This is a genomic window from Streptomyces sp. NPDC037013, from assembly GCF_055607265.1.
This window is the reverse complement of record NZ_JBVJRV010000002.1, coordinates 824724-838538: the sequence shown is the minus strand read 5'-3', so window position 1 is coordinate 838538 and position 13815 is coordinate 824724. Positions and strand designations below refer to the sequence as shown.

14 protein-coding genes are annotated in these 13815 nt (G+C 71.5%); 4 read left to right on the top strand and 10 right to left on the bottom strand.

Annotated features, from left to right (window positions below):
* Window positions 1–37: 37 nt before the first annotated feature.
* The 10 genes from ACZ7DY_RS08830 to ACZ7DY_RS08785 form a co-directional block, all read right to left on the bottom strand.
* A complete protein-coding gene (locus ACZ7DY_RS08830; RefSeq protein ID WP_471131847.1) occupies window positions 38–1414 on the bottom strand; it encodes a bifunctional albaflavenone monooxygenase/terpene synthase in 1377 nt (458 codons plus the stop codon).
* Window positions 1411–2535: an epi-isozizaene synthase gene (cyc1, locus tag ACZ7DY_RS08825; RefSeq protein ID WP_471131844.1), complete on the bottom strand. Its 1125-nt coding sequence runs from the start codon at window positions 2533–2535 to the stop codon at window positions 1411–1413. Before cyc1 ends, ACZ7DY_RS08830 begins: the two co-directional genes overlap by 4 nt.
* A 302-nt stretch (window positions 2536–2837) precedes the next feature.
* Window positions 2838–3494 carry a peptide deformylase gene (def, locus tag ACZ7DY_RS08820; protein ID WP_471131841.1) on the bottom strand — a complete coding sequence of 219 codons (657 nt, stop codon included), beginning with the start codon at window positions 3492–3494 and terminating at the stop codon, window positions 2838–2840.
* Window positions 3495–3557: 63 nt separating this feature from the next.
* Window positions 3558–4538 (bottom strand): tetratricopeptide repeat protein, encoded by a 981-nt coding sequence (locus tag ACZ7DY_RS08815; RefSeq protein ID WP_471132426.1) that lies wholly within the window; start codon window positions 4536–4538, stop codon window positions 3558–3560.
* A gap of 202 nt (window positions 4539–4740) precedes the next feature.
* Window positions 4741–5988 (bottom strand): HD-GYP domain-containing protein, encoded by a 1248-nt coding sequence (locus ACZ7DY_RS08810; RefSeq protein ID WP_471131838.1) that lies wholly within the window; start codon window positions 5986–5988, stop codon window positions 4741–4743.
* Window positions 5985–7337 (bottom strand): HD-GYP domain-containing protein, encoded by a 1353-nt coding sequence (locus ACZ7DY_RS08805; protein WP_471131835.1) that lies wholly within the window; start codon window positions 7335–7337, stop codon window positions 5985–5987. Before ACZ7DY_RS08805 ends, ACZ7DY_RS08810 begins: the two co-directional genes overlap by 4 nt.
* Before the next feature lie 138 nt (window positions 7338–7475).
* The gene (rsrA, locus tag ACZ7DY_RS08800) at window positions 7476–7796 is read right to left on the bottom strand and encodes a mycothiol system anti-sigma-R factor (RefSeq protein ID WP_471131832.1); all 321 of its coding nucleotides are present in this window, start codon (window positions 7794–7796) and stop codon (window positions 7476–7478) included.
* Window positions 7793–8476: a sigma-70 family RNA polymerase sigma factor gene (locus tag ACZ7DY_RS08795; RefSeq protein ID WP_471131829.1), complete on the bottom strand. Its 684-nt coding sequence runs from the start codon at window positions 8474–8476 to the stop codon at window positions 7793–7795. Before ACZ7DY_RS08795 ends, rsrA begins: the two co-directional genes overlap by 4 nt.
* 231 nt (window positions 8477–8707) lie before the next feature.
* On the bottom strand, window positions 8708–9355 hold the full coding sequence (locus tag ACZ7DY_RS08790) for an alpha/beta hydrolase family protein (RefSeq protein WP_471131827.1): 648 nt from the start codon (window positions 9353–9355) through the stop codon (window positions 8708–8710).
* Between the two features lies 1 nt (window position 9356).
* Entirely contained in the window at window positions 9357–10178 is an 822-nt protein-coding gene (locus tag ACZ7DY_RS08785) for an SOS response-associated peptidase (RefSeq protein WP_471131825.1), read from the bottom strand.
* Between the two features lie 49 nt (window positions 10179–10227).
* On the opposite strand from ACZ7DY_RS08785, the gene ACZ7DY_RS08780 reads away from it, so the two are divergent.
* The 4 genes from ACZ7DY_RS08780 (at window position 10228) to ACZ7DY_RS08765 (ending at window position 13795) form a co-directional block, all read left to right on the top strand.
* A complete protein-coding gene (locus ACZ7DY_RS08780; protein ID WP_471131823.1) occupies window positions 10228–10950 on the top strand; it encodes a M50 family metallopeptidase in 723 nt (240 codons plus the stop codon).
* Between the two features lie 32 nt (window positions 10951–10982).
* Window positions 10983–12332 carry a 3-phosphoshikimate 1-carboxyvinyltransferase gene (aroA, locus tag ACZ7DY_RS08775; RefSeq protein WP_471131821.1) on the top strand — a complete coding sequence of 450 codons (1350 nt, stop codon included), beginning with the start codon at window positions 10983–10985 and terminating at the stop codon, window positions 12330–12332.
* Between the two features lie 17 nt (window positions 12333–12349).
* Window positions 12350–13360 carry a ribosome small subunit-dependent GTPase A gene (gene rsgA / locus ACZ7DY_RS08770; RefSeq protein WP_471131818.1) on the top strand — a complete coding sequence of 337 codons (1011 nt, stop codon included), beginning with the start codon at window positions 12350–12352 and terminating at the stop codon, window positions 13358–13360.
* A 111-nt stretch (window positions 13361–13471) separates the two neighbouring features.
* Entirely contained in the window at window positions 13472–13795 is a 324-nt protein-coding gene (locus tag ACZ7DY_RS08765; RefSeq protein WP_384249258.1) for a DMT family transporter, read from the top strand.
* Window positions 13796–13815: the final 20 nt, after the last annotated feature.

Genomic DNA, 13815 nt, shown 5'->3' with positions numbered 1-13815 from the left:
CCGTCCGCGCGCCGGCGGGGTGGGCACAGCTCTCCGCTCAGCGCGGCCGGGCCCGCAGGACGAGCCGCCGGGGGTGCAGGGTGATGCCGACGCGGGTTCCGGTGTCGGTCTCCGCGACCGGCTCCAGCCGCCACTTCGGGGTCACCGTCGCCAGGATCAGGGCGAGTTCGGCCAGGCTGAAGTGGTCGCCGGGGCACTTACGGTTGCCGACGCCGAACGGCATCATCGCGAACTCCGGTACGTCCGCGGCGCGTTCCGGATTCCAGCGGTCCGGGTCGAACTCGAGGTTCCGCTCGAAGGAACGCGGGTCGCGCTGCATCGCGTAGACGCTGTAGACGATGTCCGCGTCCGCCGGAATCGAATAGCCGCCCAGTTCGGTTTCGGCCACCGACCGGCGGGTGAATATCCAGGCCGCCGGTCGTATACGCATCGCCTCGGTGACGACATTGCGGGTGTGCGGCAGGTCCTTCAGATCGGCGAATGTGATCGCCCGATCCGGGGCCACGGAATTTACCTCTTCAACCAACCGCCTTTCCTGATCCGGGTGTTCGGTGAGCAGATGGAACGTCCACGCCAGCGTCGACGCCACATTCTCCGCGCCCGCCACGACGAGGGAAACGACGTTGTCGTGGATCTCCTGGTCGGCTATGGGCTCGCCGGTTTCGTCCCTGGCCCGCAGCAATTCGGCGAGCAGGTCGTCCGGACCACCGGGCCCGGCCGCGCGGCGTTCCGCGATGATCTCGTCGACGAGCGTGTGCAGGTCGGCGAGGGCGCGCTCGAAGCGCCGGTTGGCGGGGGTCGGCACGCGGTACAGCGGACCGACCGAGAGGATCATCCGGCGGTAGAGCCCCTCGAACACGGTGTGCAGCGAGTCGGCGATGAGGTCGGCCTTCTCGCCGATCGAGTCGACCTCCAGGAGCGAGCGCGAGACGATGCGCACGGCGGTGCGGAACATCTCCGCGCTGACGTCGACCGTGGCGCCCGGCTCCCACCGGGCCGCCGTGGCGCGCGCCTCCTCCTCCATCACCTTGGCGTAGTCGGCGATCCGTTCCGGCCGGAACGCGGGCTGCATCATGCGCCGCTGGCGCCGGTGCCGCCTGCCGTTGCTCGTCGCCACGCCCTTGCCGAGGAGGACCTCCAGGGTGTCCCAGAGCGGCCCGCCGACGATGTACCCGGGGTTCTTCAGGAGAGCGCCGACGAGTTCGGGGGCGCAGACCGCGTAGGCCGTTTTCGGTCCCAGCCTGATCCGTACGAGGTCCCCGTGGTCGCGCAGCGCGGCGAGGAAGCCGAGTGGGTCGCGCACCAGCTTCCAGGCATGGCCGAGCAGCGGCACACCGCCCCGGACGAGGGGCGGGGTGCGCAGCGGGTCCGGCCCCGAGGTGGCCGGCGCGGGTATCGCGGATTCGACGCTCATTCGTCACCTGCCGGTTCGTTTTCCGCCATGGCTTCTTCTGTCACATACGGGGGCATGGACCTGTCGTCCCAGCTGTCCACCCGATAGCGACCGGATTCGTGATGGAACCAGTACACGGAAGAGAACCAGTTCCGCATGTTGAAGACGCATGATTTCACCGCCTCCGACAGCTCCCTTCCCTGCTCGCTTCCGTCCGCCAATTCATCGGCGAACAAAAGCACTTCGTGCTCGGCTTCGAGGAATTCCGTGACGCATTTGGTGACGCGCCTGTGGACTTCCCGTACCGCCTGTTCGAGCGTCATTCCCTCGTGGTGGATGAGACTGATCCCGAGATTGTGCAGTTCGTCTCCCGCGAGTTCTTTCGGCAGGGAGCACAGGTCGTTGTACCAGGCGGAGAAATCCTGGGTCGCCAGTGCCGCCCGCCGGTATGCGGGGTGTCTGCGCACGGAGGCCGGCAGCTCGCGGCGGGCCGTGGGTTCGAGGAGGTCGATCCACGCCCAGTGCGCGAACGTGAGCCGGCGCAGTTCGATGTAGGCCTCGACCGACGGCACCGTGCCGCAGCGCCGGTTCCTGAACTCCTGGTCGTACGCGTCGATCACCGGGTGGAAGTGCCGGGCGAACCTGGCGTTCCAGCTGGGACCGAGGAAGGAGTACAGGCGCAGGACACAGTCGGCGAACCCCGCGACCAACGGGTCCTGGTGGTGCCGGTACCGCCTCGGGTCGTGCAGAGTGCCGTGCAGGCCCGTGCAGAGCCGCCGCCACTGTGCCGCCCTGCCGTGCACCGAGTCCCGGTCGTGCCGGTCGTCCCACGCGAAGAACCAGCTGCTGAGGTCCGCTATCGCGGTGAGCAACTCGTCCGGCGCGCCAATGTAGTAGCCCGCGACCAGGTCGGTGTAGCACAGGCTGTCCGCGTAGCGCTCGACCTTGTCCGGGGGCATCAGGCGCATTTCACGCAGCCAGGTCCTGGACTTCTCCTGAAGCTTTGGCCAATACGGGTGCAGACGGCGAGGGAACCCTGCTTCGATCACCGGAACGGCCAGTGCCGGCGGGATGGTTACCACCGGTGTGCGTGGCTGTGTGTGTGGTTGTGTCTGTGAAGTGCTTCCGGAATATGCAGGCACGAACAAACCCCTTTCAGCCGCCTGAGGACACGCGCCCCTTGCGCCGTGCCGGGCGCGCGCCGTTGCGTATCCCCGCGCTTTCCATTCAGCACCACAACTGACCGTTCAGGGAACAGATTTGCGCCATTCACTACCCCCCAGTGCCGAGAACCTCCCCTTACGTGACTGAATAAGGATCACCAGGAGCCTGTTTTGCTCGCACATGCGAGCGGCTCATGCCAACGGCCCCTGGTCAGGAGGGTGTTCCCGACCAGGGGCCGCTCGTGTCACGCGGTACCCACGCCTCTCAGGCGTCGCGTGGGTCAGTCATTCGCCACCACGGGGTAGCGCGGGGTGCCTTCTTCCATCTGCCGCAGCGCGTCCTTGCGCTCCCTCTTGGAGAGGCGGTCGATGTACAGGTACCCGTACAGGTGGTCCGTCTCGTGCTGGAGGCAGCGCGCGAAGTAACCGGTGCCCCGCACCTTGATGGGGTTGCCCTTCTCGTCCTGGCCGGTCACCTCGGCGTAGTCCGGGCGGGCCAGCGGGGCGTAGGCGGTCGGCACCGAGAGGCAGCCCTCGCCCGAGTCGTCCAGGCTGCGCTTCTCGGCGGGCAGCTCCACCAGCACCGGGTTGCAGACGACGCCGACGTGGCGCACGCCCTCGTCGTCCATGCAGTCGTAGACGAAGACCTTCAGGTCGACGCCGACCTGGTTGGCGGCCACGCCCACGCCCTGCGCGACGCGCTGGGTCGCGAACATGTCGTCGATCAGCTTGGCGAGCTCGTCGTCGAAGGCGGTGACGTCCTTGCACTCCTTGTGCAGCACGGGGTTGCCGACGACCGTGATCGGCCGGGACGTGCCGCGCTCGCGGTAGGCCGTCTCCCGCTCCTCGCAGTCCTCGGTGTCGATGACGAAGCCCTCGTCGTCGACGGGGAGGACCCCGCCCCCACCGATGGCCTGCTGCTCAGTGTCCTGCGCCATGTCCGCCGTACGCCTTCCTTGAAACCCTCAAGACTTTGTGCCGGTACAGCCTACGGCGAAGTGTCAGCAGACCTCTTCGAGATCCCGCCAGTCACGGGAATCCGGACTGTCCGCCACCCAGCCGTCGAGCAGGCCGCGGACCAGCGCCGCGGGAGCCGCGAGGCCGCACTCACGCTCCGGCACCCAGAGGGCGCCGGGACTGCGGTGGCCGAGCGGGCCGGGATGGCCCGGTTCGCTGTGGTCGTGCGGGTCGAGGTGCTCGCCGTCGCCCTCGTCGCTCGGCATCCGGGACTCGGAGCACATCCGGCAGAGCAGCCGCACCGAGGACGACCAGTCCTCGGCGGCGAAGCCCGCGTCGGCCGCCAGCCGCTCCAGGGCGTCCCGGTCCTCCTCGGTGGCGGCCTCCAGGAGGACCACCCAGGTCGGCACGGGTGAGGGCGCCCACAGCTCGATCTCGTCGAAGACGGGGTACGAGTGCCCGGCCGCCGTCGTGCGCTCGCCGTGCGGGACGCCGTCGTGCAGCACGACCTCGCCCCAGCGGCGCCCGGAGGAGGGCAGCGGGATGGACAGGACCTCCATGCGGGCCGGGTCGAGTCGCCGGCCCCAGACGACCTCGGCCTCGCCCTCCGGGGAGAGCCGCACGGCGGCGCTGCCGAGCTCCATGCCCGTCGGCTCGCCGGATGCGGCCACCCCGCCCGGCACCCGCAGGCCGTACGCCTGCCAGGCGCGGCGGGCCAGGGGCCAGTCCTGCAGCGCGGTAGCCGCGATGCCGACGTTCCACCAGTCGGGGGCGCCCGCGGAACGGTCGAGGAGCGCCACGGCGCGCAGCCCCGCGGCCCGCGCCTGCTCCCAGTCGTGCCGGAACTTGTGCAGCAGCGCGAGGTTGAACCAGGACTCGGACAGCCAGGGCTCGAGATCCGCCGCGCGCGTGAGCAGTGCCCCCGCGTCCTCGTACCGGCCGTCGCCGATCAGCGTGAACGCGCGGTCGGTCGCCTGCCGCCATGAGGCGGAGGGCCGGTGCCGTCCCTTGCCGAAGATCCTCACGATTCCCGCCTGATTCCCGCCTGCCACGTCATGCGTCGTAGGTCATTTCCCGATCGGGCGCAGCGTCGGGTCCGTACCCCCCGTGCACCCTCTTCTTCGCATCCAACCACGTACGGTCGGACGGCCGCTCATTACCCATGGGTTACCCAGCCGGACGCGAGGTAAGGCCCGCCTTCTCGCACGGTCGTCCCCGCCCGGGACCCTACGGGCCGGCCCCTCCTCCCCTGGACACCACCCTGGCCAGCGACTCCACGACCTCCGGCTGGTAGTCGTGGCCGGTGGCCAGGCGGAGTCTCTCCAGGGCCTGGAGGGGGCCGTCGAGCGCCCCTGAGGGTCCTTCTCCCCGCGCCATCTCGTCGTACGCGTTCGCGGTGCGCACAATACGGGCGGTGAGCGGCTGTTCGCGGTACGGGTCGGCCTGGCGCTCCACGACGACGGCGACGGCGGCGTCCACGCCGGTCTGGCGGACGACGGCGCCGCCGAGCAGGGCTATGCGGCGCTGCTCGGCCTCCGGGAGCGCGGCCGTGGCGCCCTCGGGGACCGGGTCGACGAGGGAGAGCTGGCCGATGTCGTGCATCAGGGCCGCGTGCTCAAGGACGGCGAGGTCAAAGGCGCAGAGCCCCAGGTCACGGCCGACGGCCCGGCTCAACCCCGCCACCCGGTGGGCGTGGCCCTGCGGGGTGTAGCCGGCGATCTCGGTGGCCCTGGCCAGGGAGGCGATGGTCTGCCGGTAGGTGGCCCGCACCGCCGCGTACCGCCGGAAGGCCAGCTGGGTGAGGAGCAGCGGCAGGCTGAAGACGGGCAGCGCCCACAGCCCCGCCACGGCCACCGCGAGCGCCATGACGGCGCCCGTCGCGCAGACGGCGGAGCCGATGCCGAGGGTCGCCCGCAGCTCCTCGCGCAGCAGCGGCCCGAACGGCCACCGGGTGCGGGCGCGTGCGGTCACGGCGCCCAGCACGGCGTCGCAGAGCGCGGTGAGGACGAGCAGGGTGACGATGACGAGCGCGAAGTACGGCCCCTGCCCCACCCACTCGCCCAACTTGCCGGAGTTGTACAGGGGTTGGAAGCAGGCGGCGGCGAAGGCGACGGTCAGCACGCGCCGCGCCAGGTGGTCGGGGGTGGGGCCGCGGCCGAGCGCCACCCGCGGCACGGCGCCGACCAGGGCCGCCGCGACGACCACCGAGACGACCTGGAAGACGCCGTGGTGCGTGGCCCGTCCGGAGTTCTCGCCGAGCAGCGCGTACGCGAGTGCTCCGGCGGCGCCGAGCGGCGCGGTCTCCCGGCGCCCGCTCCCCCACCGCGACAGCTCGCCGAGGGCGATGAGCACCCCGAAGGCGAGGGCGACGCGGCCCTCGGTGATGCCGTGCCACAGGGTCCAGGCGAGCGAGACGACGGCGAGCAGCCCGGCCGGCCAGGTGACCGTCGGCGGCAGCCGCGAGGGGGCCTTCACCGGACCCTCTGGCGGGACGCCTCGGGGGCGGGCGGGACGGGCCCCGCGGGCGGGCGCGCGCCCTGTCCCGGCACGTCCGCGGTGACCTCGGGGTGCCAGCCGTGCCGCTCGATGGCGCGGGCCAGGGCGGCGACCATCTCGGGGTCGAACTGGGCCCCGGCGCAGCGCGAGAGCTCGGCCACCGCGGCCTCGACGGGCCGGGCCCGCCGGTAGGAGCGGGTGGAGGTCATGGCGTCGAAGGCGTCGGCCACCGCCACCACCCGGGCGCACTGGGGGATCTGCGCGCCCACCAGGCCGTAGGGGTATCCGCTGCCGTCGATGCGTTCGTGGTGGTGGAGGATGGCCGCCCGCGCCTCGCCGAGGAAGCCGATGCCGCGCACCATCTCGTGCCCGTACTCGGGGTGGAGTTCGATGACGCGCCGCTCCTGGGGCGTCAGCGGTCCGTCCTTGCGCAACAGCCGGGTGGGCACGCCGAGTTTGCCGACGTCGTGCAGGATCCCGGCGAACCGGAGGACCTCCACCCGCTCGTCGTCCATGCCGAGTTCGCGGGCGATCAGGACGGAGGCCCGGCCGACGCGTTCGCTGTGCCCGCGGGTGTACTTGTCCTTGATGTCGACGGCCTGGACGAGGGCCCGGATGGTGGCCTGGTGGGCGGCGCGCTCCCGGTGGTACTGCGCGAAGACCCAGCAGGAGACGCCCATCGGGAGCAGGACGAGGAGGGCGGCCGCGGGGCCGTAGGGGCTGGCCCAGAGCACGGCCATCATCAGTCCGGCGAGCCCGTGCACGGTGACGGGTGCCAGCGAGCGCGGGAAGAGGCCCCGCCAGGCGGTCCTTGCGGGCACACGCTCGGCGGTGACCAGGATGCCGCCGTCCAGCACGGTGAGCACGGCGGTGAAGGCGAGCACGGCCGCGGCCGCGGGGGCCAGGACGTACGGGAAGTCGGGGGCGGCGCCGGCGGCGGGTCCGCCCAGCGCGGCGAAGACGCGGGCCGCGGCCCAGGCGGCCAGGGCGAGCCGGGCGGCGCGCCAGAGGCGGCGCAGGCCGTGGGGGTGCCGGTCGACGCGGGCGAGCAGGGCGCCGGGCACGGCGACGAGCGCGGCGGCCGACGGCGGCAGCAGGAAGACCGCGGCGAGCAGGACGGGGAAGAAGGTGCCGAGGCCGTGGCCCTCGGGGGCGCGGCGGCCGACGAAGCGGCACCGGGTGAGCTGCTCGCTGCCGGCGAAGAGCACGGCCAGGAGCAGTACGGCGGGCCACGAGGGGCGGGTGCCGGGGGCGGGTGCGGCGCAGGCGCCGCCGGCCAGGGCGACGCTCAGGACGTAGACGCGGGCCCGCGCCGGCACCGACCGCATGGAGCTCTCCTCCCCGTTCCAGGTCGGAGACTAGAACGGGGGTGGGCCTGGCGACGCCCGGCTGCCCTCGATTAGCACGTACGAGTGACGGGGGAGGAGAACGGGGCGCTCGCGCCGGAGGGCCCGGGGGCCGGGTGGTCAGGCCTCCGAGGCGGAGACGTCGCGCGGCACGTCCTGCGTGACGTCCTGGTCGGGCACGGTCTGTCCCGAGCGGATGAGGTCGATGCGGCCCATGACCTTGGCCCGCAGGTCGACGGGTACGTCGTCCTGGCCGCAGCAGCGCTTCACCAGCTTCTTGACCGCCTGCTCGAGGCCGTACTTCTCCAGGCACGGAGAGCACTCCTCGAAGTGCGTCTCGAACTTGGTGCAGTCACTGTCCGGCATCTCGTGGTCCAGGAACTCATAGAGATGGTCCAGGACTTCACTGCAGTCAGTCTCGTGCGGCTCTCCGCAGCTCATGAGCCCGAGCCTTTCGTTCCGTTCGACTCCCCGGCACCCGCCGGGACGAGCCCGCGCTCACGGGCGTAGTCCTCCAGCATGCCGCGCAGTTGGCGACGGCCACGGTGCAGCCGGGACATCACCGTACCGATGGGTGTCCCCATAATGTCCGCGATCTCCTTGTACGCAAAGCCCTCTACATCGGCCAGATAGACGGCGATGCGGAATTCCTCGGGGATCGCCTGCAGCGCTCTCTTCACGTCCGAGTCGGGCAGGTGGTCCAGCGCCTGCGACTCGGCGGAGCGCAGACCGGTGGACATGTGCGACTCGGCGCGCGCCAGCTGCCAGTCCTCGATCTCCTCGGCGGCACTGCGCTGGGGCTCGCGCTGCTTCTTGCGGTACGAGTTGATGAACGTGTTCGTGAGGATGCGGTAGAGCCACGCCTTGAGGTTGGTGCCCTCGCGGAACTGGTGGAACGACGCGTACGCCTTGGCGTAGGTCTCCTGCACCAGGTCCTCCGCGTCCGCCGGGTTGCGCGTCATGCGCAGCGCCGCCGAGTACATCTGGTCGAGGAAGGTCAGCGCGTCCCGCTCGAAGCGGGCCGTGCGCTCCGCGGCCGTCTCAGAACTCTGCGCACTCTCCCGGGGCTGCTCCGCCTGGCCGTGCTCGGTCCCTGCGTCGGTCCCAGTGACCGGACCCACCTCCTCCAACGACGTGGCGAGGCCGAAAGCAGCCCCACTCGAATCGGAGGATAGACGACGACCCGCTCCCCGCGCCGCCCGAATAGATGCGGTTTTGGGTGCGCTCAGCACCGTCCACTCCAGGTCAGAGGCGCTGGAGCGGTTCGGGCAGATGGTCGAACCCATGCGGCGGACTCCCTCTCGTACGAACAGCTGCTGACGGCGTTTACCGTCTGTCCGCCACAACAGAGGTCACGGGCCCAACATTCCCGTCCAGCGGGTGACCGCGTCCGTGATGCGCTTCACTGCCTCGTCCTGGCCGATGTCGGCGCGCTTGGGCACGGCGAATCCGTGGTCGCCGTATGGGATCTCCACGAGTTCGTACGTCCCTTCGGGGAACTCCGCGGGCCTGCCGAACGGATCGTTGCCGCCCTGGACGACGAGGGTGGGCACGCCGGCGCCGAGCAGTTCGGCGGCGCGGGACTTCTCGGGCTTGCCAGGGGGGTGCAGGGGAAAGCTGAGGGCGAGCACGGCGGCGGCGCCCAGCTCGGCCGCCGTGCGGCAGGCCACGCGGGCGCCCGCGCTGCGGCCTCCGGAGATCACCGGGAGCCCCTTCTTCTCCAGCGCGGGCCAGATCCCCCGCCACCCCGCGTCCAGCGTCTTCGGGGCGGGCGCCAGCTTCTTGCCCGCGACCCGCCAGGGCTGCTCGACGAGGGCGACGCTCACGCCGTGCGCGGGCAGGGCCTCGGCGAGGGCCCGCAGGTCGCGGGCCTCGATGCCGCCGCCTGCGCCGTGGCCGAGCGCCAGCACGTACCGGGCCTTCCTCGCCGGGTGCCAGGTGATCCGTGCCTCGCCGGCGTCGGTGGGGATGAGCTCGCTGCTGGGTGCGTCCTTGGTCACGTCAGAAGAGTGTGCCCTCTTCGGGGCCGTCGAGCTCCTTGAGCAGCTCCGGACCGTTGTTGCGGACGTTGCTGACGGCGGTGGAGACCGGATAGGCGCGCATCAGGCCGTGCGGGGGCGGTTCGAGAAGGGTGCGCAGCTCGTCGACGTCCGTGCGGGCCGGGTCGAGCCAGGCGTCCCAGCGATCCGGCGTCAGCATCAGCGGCATGCGCGGGTGGATGTCGGCGAGCGAGCGCGGGCCCTCCTCGGGGGCGACGGCCAGGGGCGCGGTCTCCGCCTCCGTGGTGATCACCGTGCACGTCACCCACCAGGCGAGGGGGTGCTCGTCGGGCAGGGTCTTGTCCCGCCAGAACTCGTAGAGCCCGGCCATGGCGAAGACCGAGCCGTCGGCGGGGGTCACGAAGTAGGGCTGCTTGCGCGGCCTCTTCTTCTTGCCCTCGACCTCCAGCTGCCGCTCCTCGGGCGCGGTCACCCACTCGTAATAGCCGTCGGCGGGCAGGATGCAGCGCCGCGAGGTGAAGGCGCGGCGGTAGGACGGCTTCTCGTGGACGGTCTCCGCGCGGGCGTTGATCATCCGGGCGGCGCCCTCCGGCGTCTTGGACCAGGAGGGGACCAGGCCCCACTTCAGGGTGCGCAGCTGGCGAACCGGACGCGGGTCGCCGGCGTCTTTCAGGGGACGGTCGAGGACGGCGTGGACCTCTTTCGTGGGCGCCACGTTGAAGTCGGGGGCGAACTCCTCCTCGGGTTCCTCCTCCCACTTCTCGATCTCGAAGATTCCTGCGAGATCCTCGGGCCTACGACTCGATGCATACCGTCCGCACATACGTGCCAGACTGCCAGACCGCGCACGACCCGAGGGAGCCCTTCCCGTCATGGAAAGCACCGCCAACGCCGACCCGGCCGACCTCTGGGACCGCGTCTTCGGCACCCAGCCCGCCCCGGAGCAGTGGCTCGTCATAGCCGCCGGTCTCGTCGCCCTCGCCGTGGTCGTCCCGCACGGCGTCTGGCGCCTGGCCCGCAACGCGATCACCATCGCGCACGAGGGCGGACACGGTCTGGTCGCCCTGCTCACCGGGCGCCGCCTCGACGGCATCCGGCTGCACTCCGACACCTCGGGCCTGACCGTCTCGCGCGGCCGGCCGACCGGGCCCGGCATGATCCTGACCGCGGCGGCGGGCTACACCGCGCCGCCGCTGCTCGGTCTCGGCGGGGCGGCGCTGCTCGCCTCCGGGCGCATCACGGCGTTCCTGTGGATCGCGACGGGGCTGCTCCTTGTGATGCTGGTGATGATCCGCAACGCGTACGGCGCCCTGACCGTGATCCTCACCGGTGGCACGTTCCTGGTCGTCTCCTGGCTGGCCGGCACCGACGTACAGGCGGCGTTCGCGTATGCGGTCGTGTGGTTCCTGCTCCTCGGCGGCGTACGTCCCGCCTTCGAGCTGCAGTCCAAGCGCCGGCGCGGGGGCGCGGGCGACTCGGACGCGGACCAGCTGGCGCGGCTGACGCACGTTCCGCCGGGGCTGTGGCTCTTCCTCTTCCACGCCGTGTCGCTCTGCTCGCTGATGGGCGGAGCGCGCTGGCTCCTCGGGGTCTGAGCGGGGCCCCGGCCAGCCACTAAAGTGAGGGCATGACCGAAACCCCGGCGCACACCGCCCTCTGGCCCGCCCCGCACGCAAGCGGAGCCGTCACCGCGACGGTCCACGTCCCCGGTTCGAAATCGGTCACCAACCGGGCGCTGGTGCTTGCCGCGCTGGCCGCCGAGCCCGGCTGGCTGCGCCGCCCGCTGCGCTCCCGCGACACGCTCCTGATGGCGGGCGCCCTGCGCGCGATGGGGGTCGGCATCGAGGAGACGGTGTCGTCGAGCTCGTCCGTCGCGGGGGGTGACGCCGGCTCCGGTGAGGCGTGGCGCGTGATCCCCTCGGGTCTGCACGGCCCGGCCACGGTCGACGTCGGCAACGCCGGTACGGTCATGCGGTTCCTGCCGCCGGTCGCGGCACTCGCCGACGGGCCGATCCGTTTCGACGGCGACCCCCGTTCGTACGAGCGCCCCCTGCACGGTGTCATCGACGCCCTGCGCGTGCTCGGCGCCCGCATCGACGACACGGAGGGCAGCCCCGGCGCGCTGCCGCTGATCGTGCACGGCGGTGGCGCCCTGGAGGGCGGCAGGGTCGAGATCGACGCCTCGTCCTCCTCCCAGTTCGTGAGCGCCCTGCTCCTCTCCGGCCCGCGCTTCAACCAGGGCGTGGAGGTACGGCACGTGGGCGGCCCCCTGCCCTCGATGCCGCACATCCGGATGACCGTCGACATGCTCCGCGCCGTCGGCGCCCAGGTGGACACCCCGGAGGCGGGCGGCGAGCCGAACGTGTGGCGGGTCGCCCCCGGCGCCCTGCTCGGCCGCGATCTGACCATCGAGCCCGACCTGTCGAACGCCCAGCCGTTCCTCGCCGCGGCCCTGGTCACCGGCGGCAAGGTCACCATCCCCGACTGGCCGGCCCACACCACGCAGCCCGGTGACGCGCTGCGCGAGATCTTCACCGAGATGGGTGGTTCCTGCGAACTGACCGAGCGGGGCCTGGTGTTCACCGGTTCCGGTTCGATCCACGGCATCGACGTGGACCTGAGCGAGGTCGGCGAGCTCACACCCGGCATCGCGGCGGTCGCGGCCCTCGCGGACTCCCCCTCGACGCTGCGCGGCGTCGCCCACCTGCGGCTGCACGAGACGGACCGGCTCGCCGCGCTCACCAAGGAGATCAACGGCCTGGGCGGCGACGTCACCGAGACCGCCGACGGCCTGCACATCCGCCCGCGCGGGCTGCGCGGCGGCGTCTTCCACACCTACGACGACCACCGCATGGCGACGGCCGGCGCGATCATCGGCCTGGCTGTGGAAGACGTACGGATCGAGAACGTCGCGACGACGGCGAAGACCCTCCCGGACTTCCCCGACCTCTGGACCGGGATGCTCGGGAACCACTGACGGGCGGATCGAGAACCATGCGCCGCTACGGCAAGAACCCCGACGAGGACGACATCCGCGTCCGCCCCAACCGCAAGGGCAACCGCCCCCGTACCCACATCAGGCCCAAGCACGAGGACGCGGCCGAGGGCATGGTCCTCACCGTCGACCGGGGCCGTCTGACCGTCCTGGTCGACGACCGGATCGTGATGGCCATGAAGGCCCGCGAGCTGGGCCGCAAGGCCGCGGTGGTCGGCGACCGGGTCGCGGTGGTCGGCGACCTGAGCGGCAAGAAGGACACGCTGGCGCGGATCGTGCGGATCGCGGAGCGCACCTCCGTGCTGCGGCGCACCGCCGACGACGACGATCCCTACGAGCGGGTGGTCGTCGCCAACGCCGACCAGCTCGCCATCGTGACGGCCCTCGCCGACCCCGAGCCGCGGCCGCGGCTGATCGACCGGTGCGTCGTGGCCGCGTACGACGGCGGTCTGGAGCCGGTGCTCGTCCTGACCAAGTCGGACCTGGCGCCCGCCGACAAGATCCTCGAGACGTACGCCACGCTCGACATCCCCTATGTGGTCACCAGCCGCGAGGAGTTCACCGACGGCGCGGAGCTCGCGCGCGTCCACGAGCTGCTCGACGGCAAGGTCACCGCGTTCGTCGGGCATTCGGGGGTCGGCAAGACCACGCTGGTGAACGCGCTCGTCCCCGAGGAGCGGCGGCGCACGACGGGGCACGTCAACGCGGTCACGGGCCGCGGCAGGCACACCACCACCTCCGCCCTCGCGCTTCCCCTTGAGGGCTCGGAGGGCTGGGTGATCGACACTCCCGGCGTGCGCTCGTTCGGCCTCAACCACGTCGACCCGTCCCGCGTCATCCTCGCCTTCCCCGATCTGGAGCCGGGGACGGCACAGTGCCCGCGCGGCTGCAGCCACGACGAGAAGGACTGTGCCCTGGACGCCTGGGTCGCCGAGGGGCACGCGGATCCGGCGCGCCTGTACTCGCTGCGCAGGCTGCTCGCGACCCGGGAGCGGCACGACGGGGACTGACCTCGCCGTTGTTTGCGCCGCGACGGCAAAGGTAAATGCATAATCGCACCAAGCGGGATTCAAGCCGGGTGATGCGGCCGCGGTTCGTGGACGGGTACGGGAGGCAAGGGCATGGCGTGGCTGCTGGTCATCGTCGCGGGGATCCTGGAGACCGGCTTCGCGGTCTGTCTGAAGCTGTCGCACGGGTTCACCAGGCTCTGGCCCACGATCGCGTTCGCCTCCTTCGCGCTCGGCAGCTTCGGTCTGCTGACCCTCGCGCTGCGGAAGCTGGACGTCGGTCCGGCGTACGCGGTGTGGACGGGCATCGGCGCCGCGGGCACGGCGATCTACGGCATGGTCTTCCTCGGTGACCTGGTCTCCACGCTCAAGATCGTCTCGATCTCGTTCGTCATCATCGGCGTGATCGGGTTGCAGCTTTCCGGCTCCGCGCACTGAGGCGCCGGCCGGTCACCGCC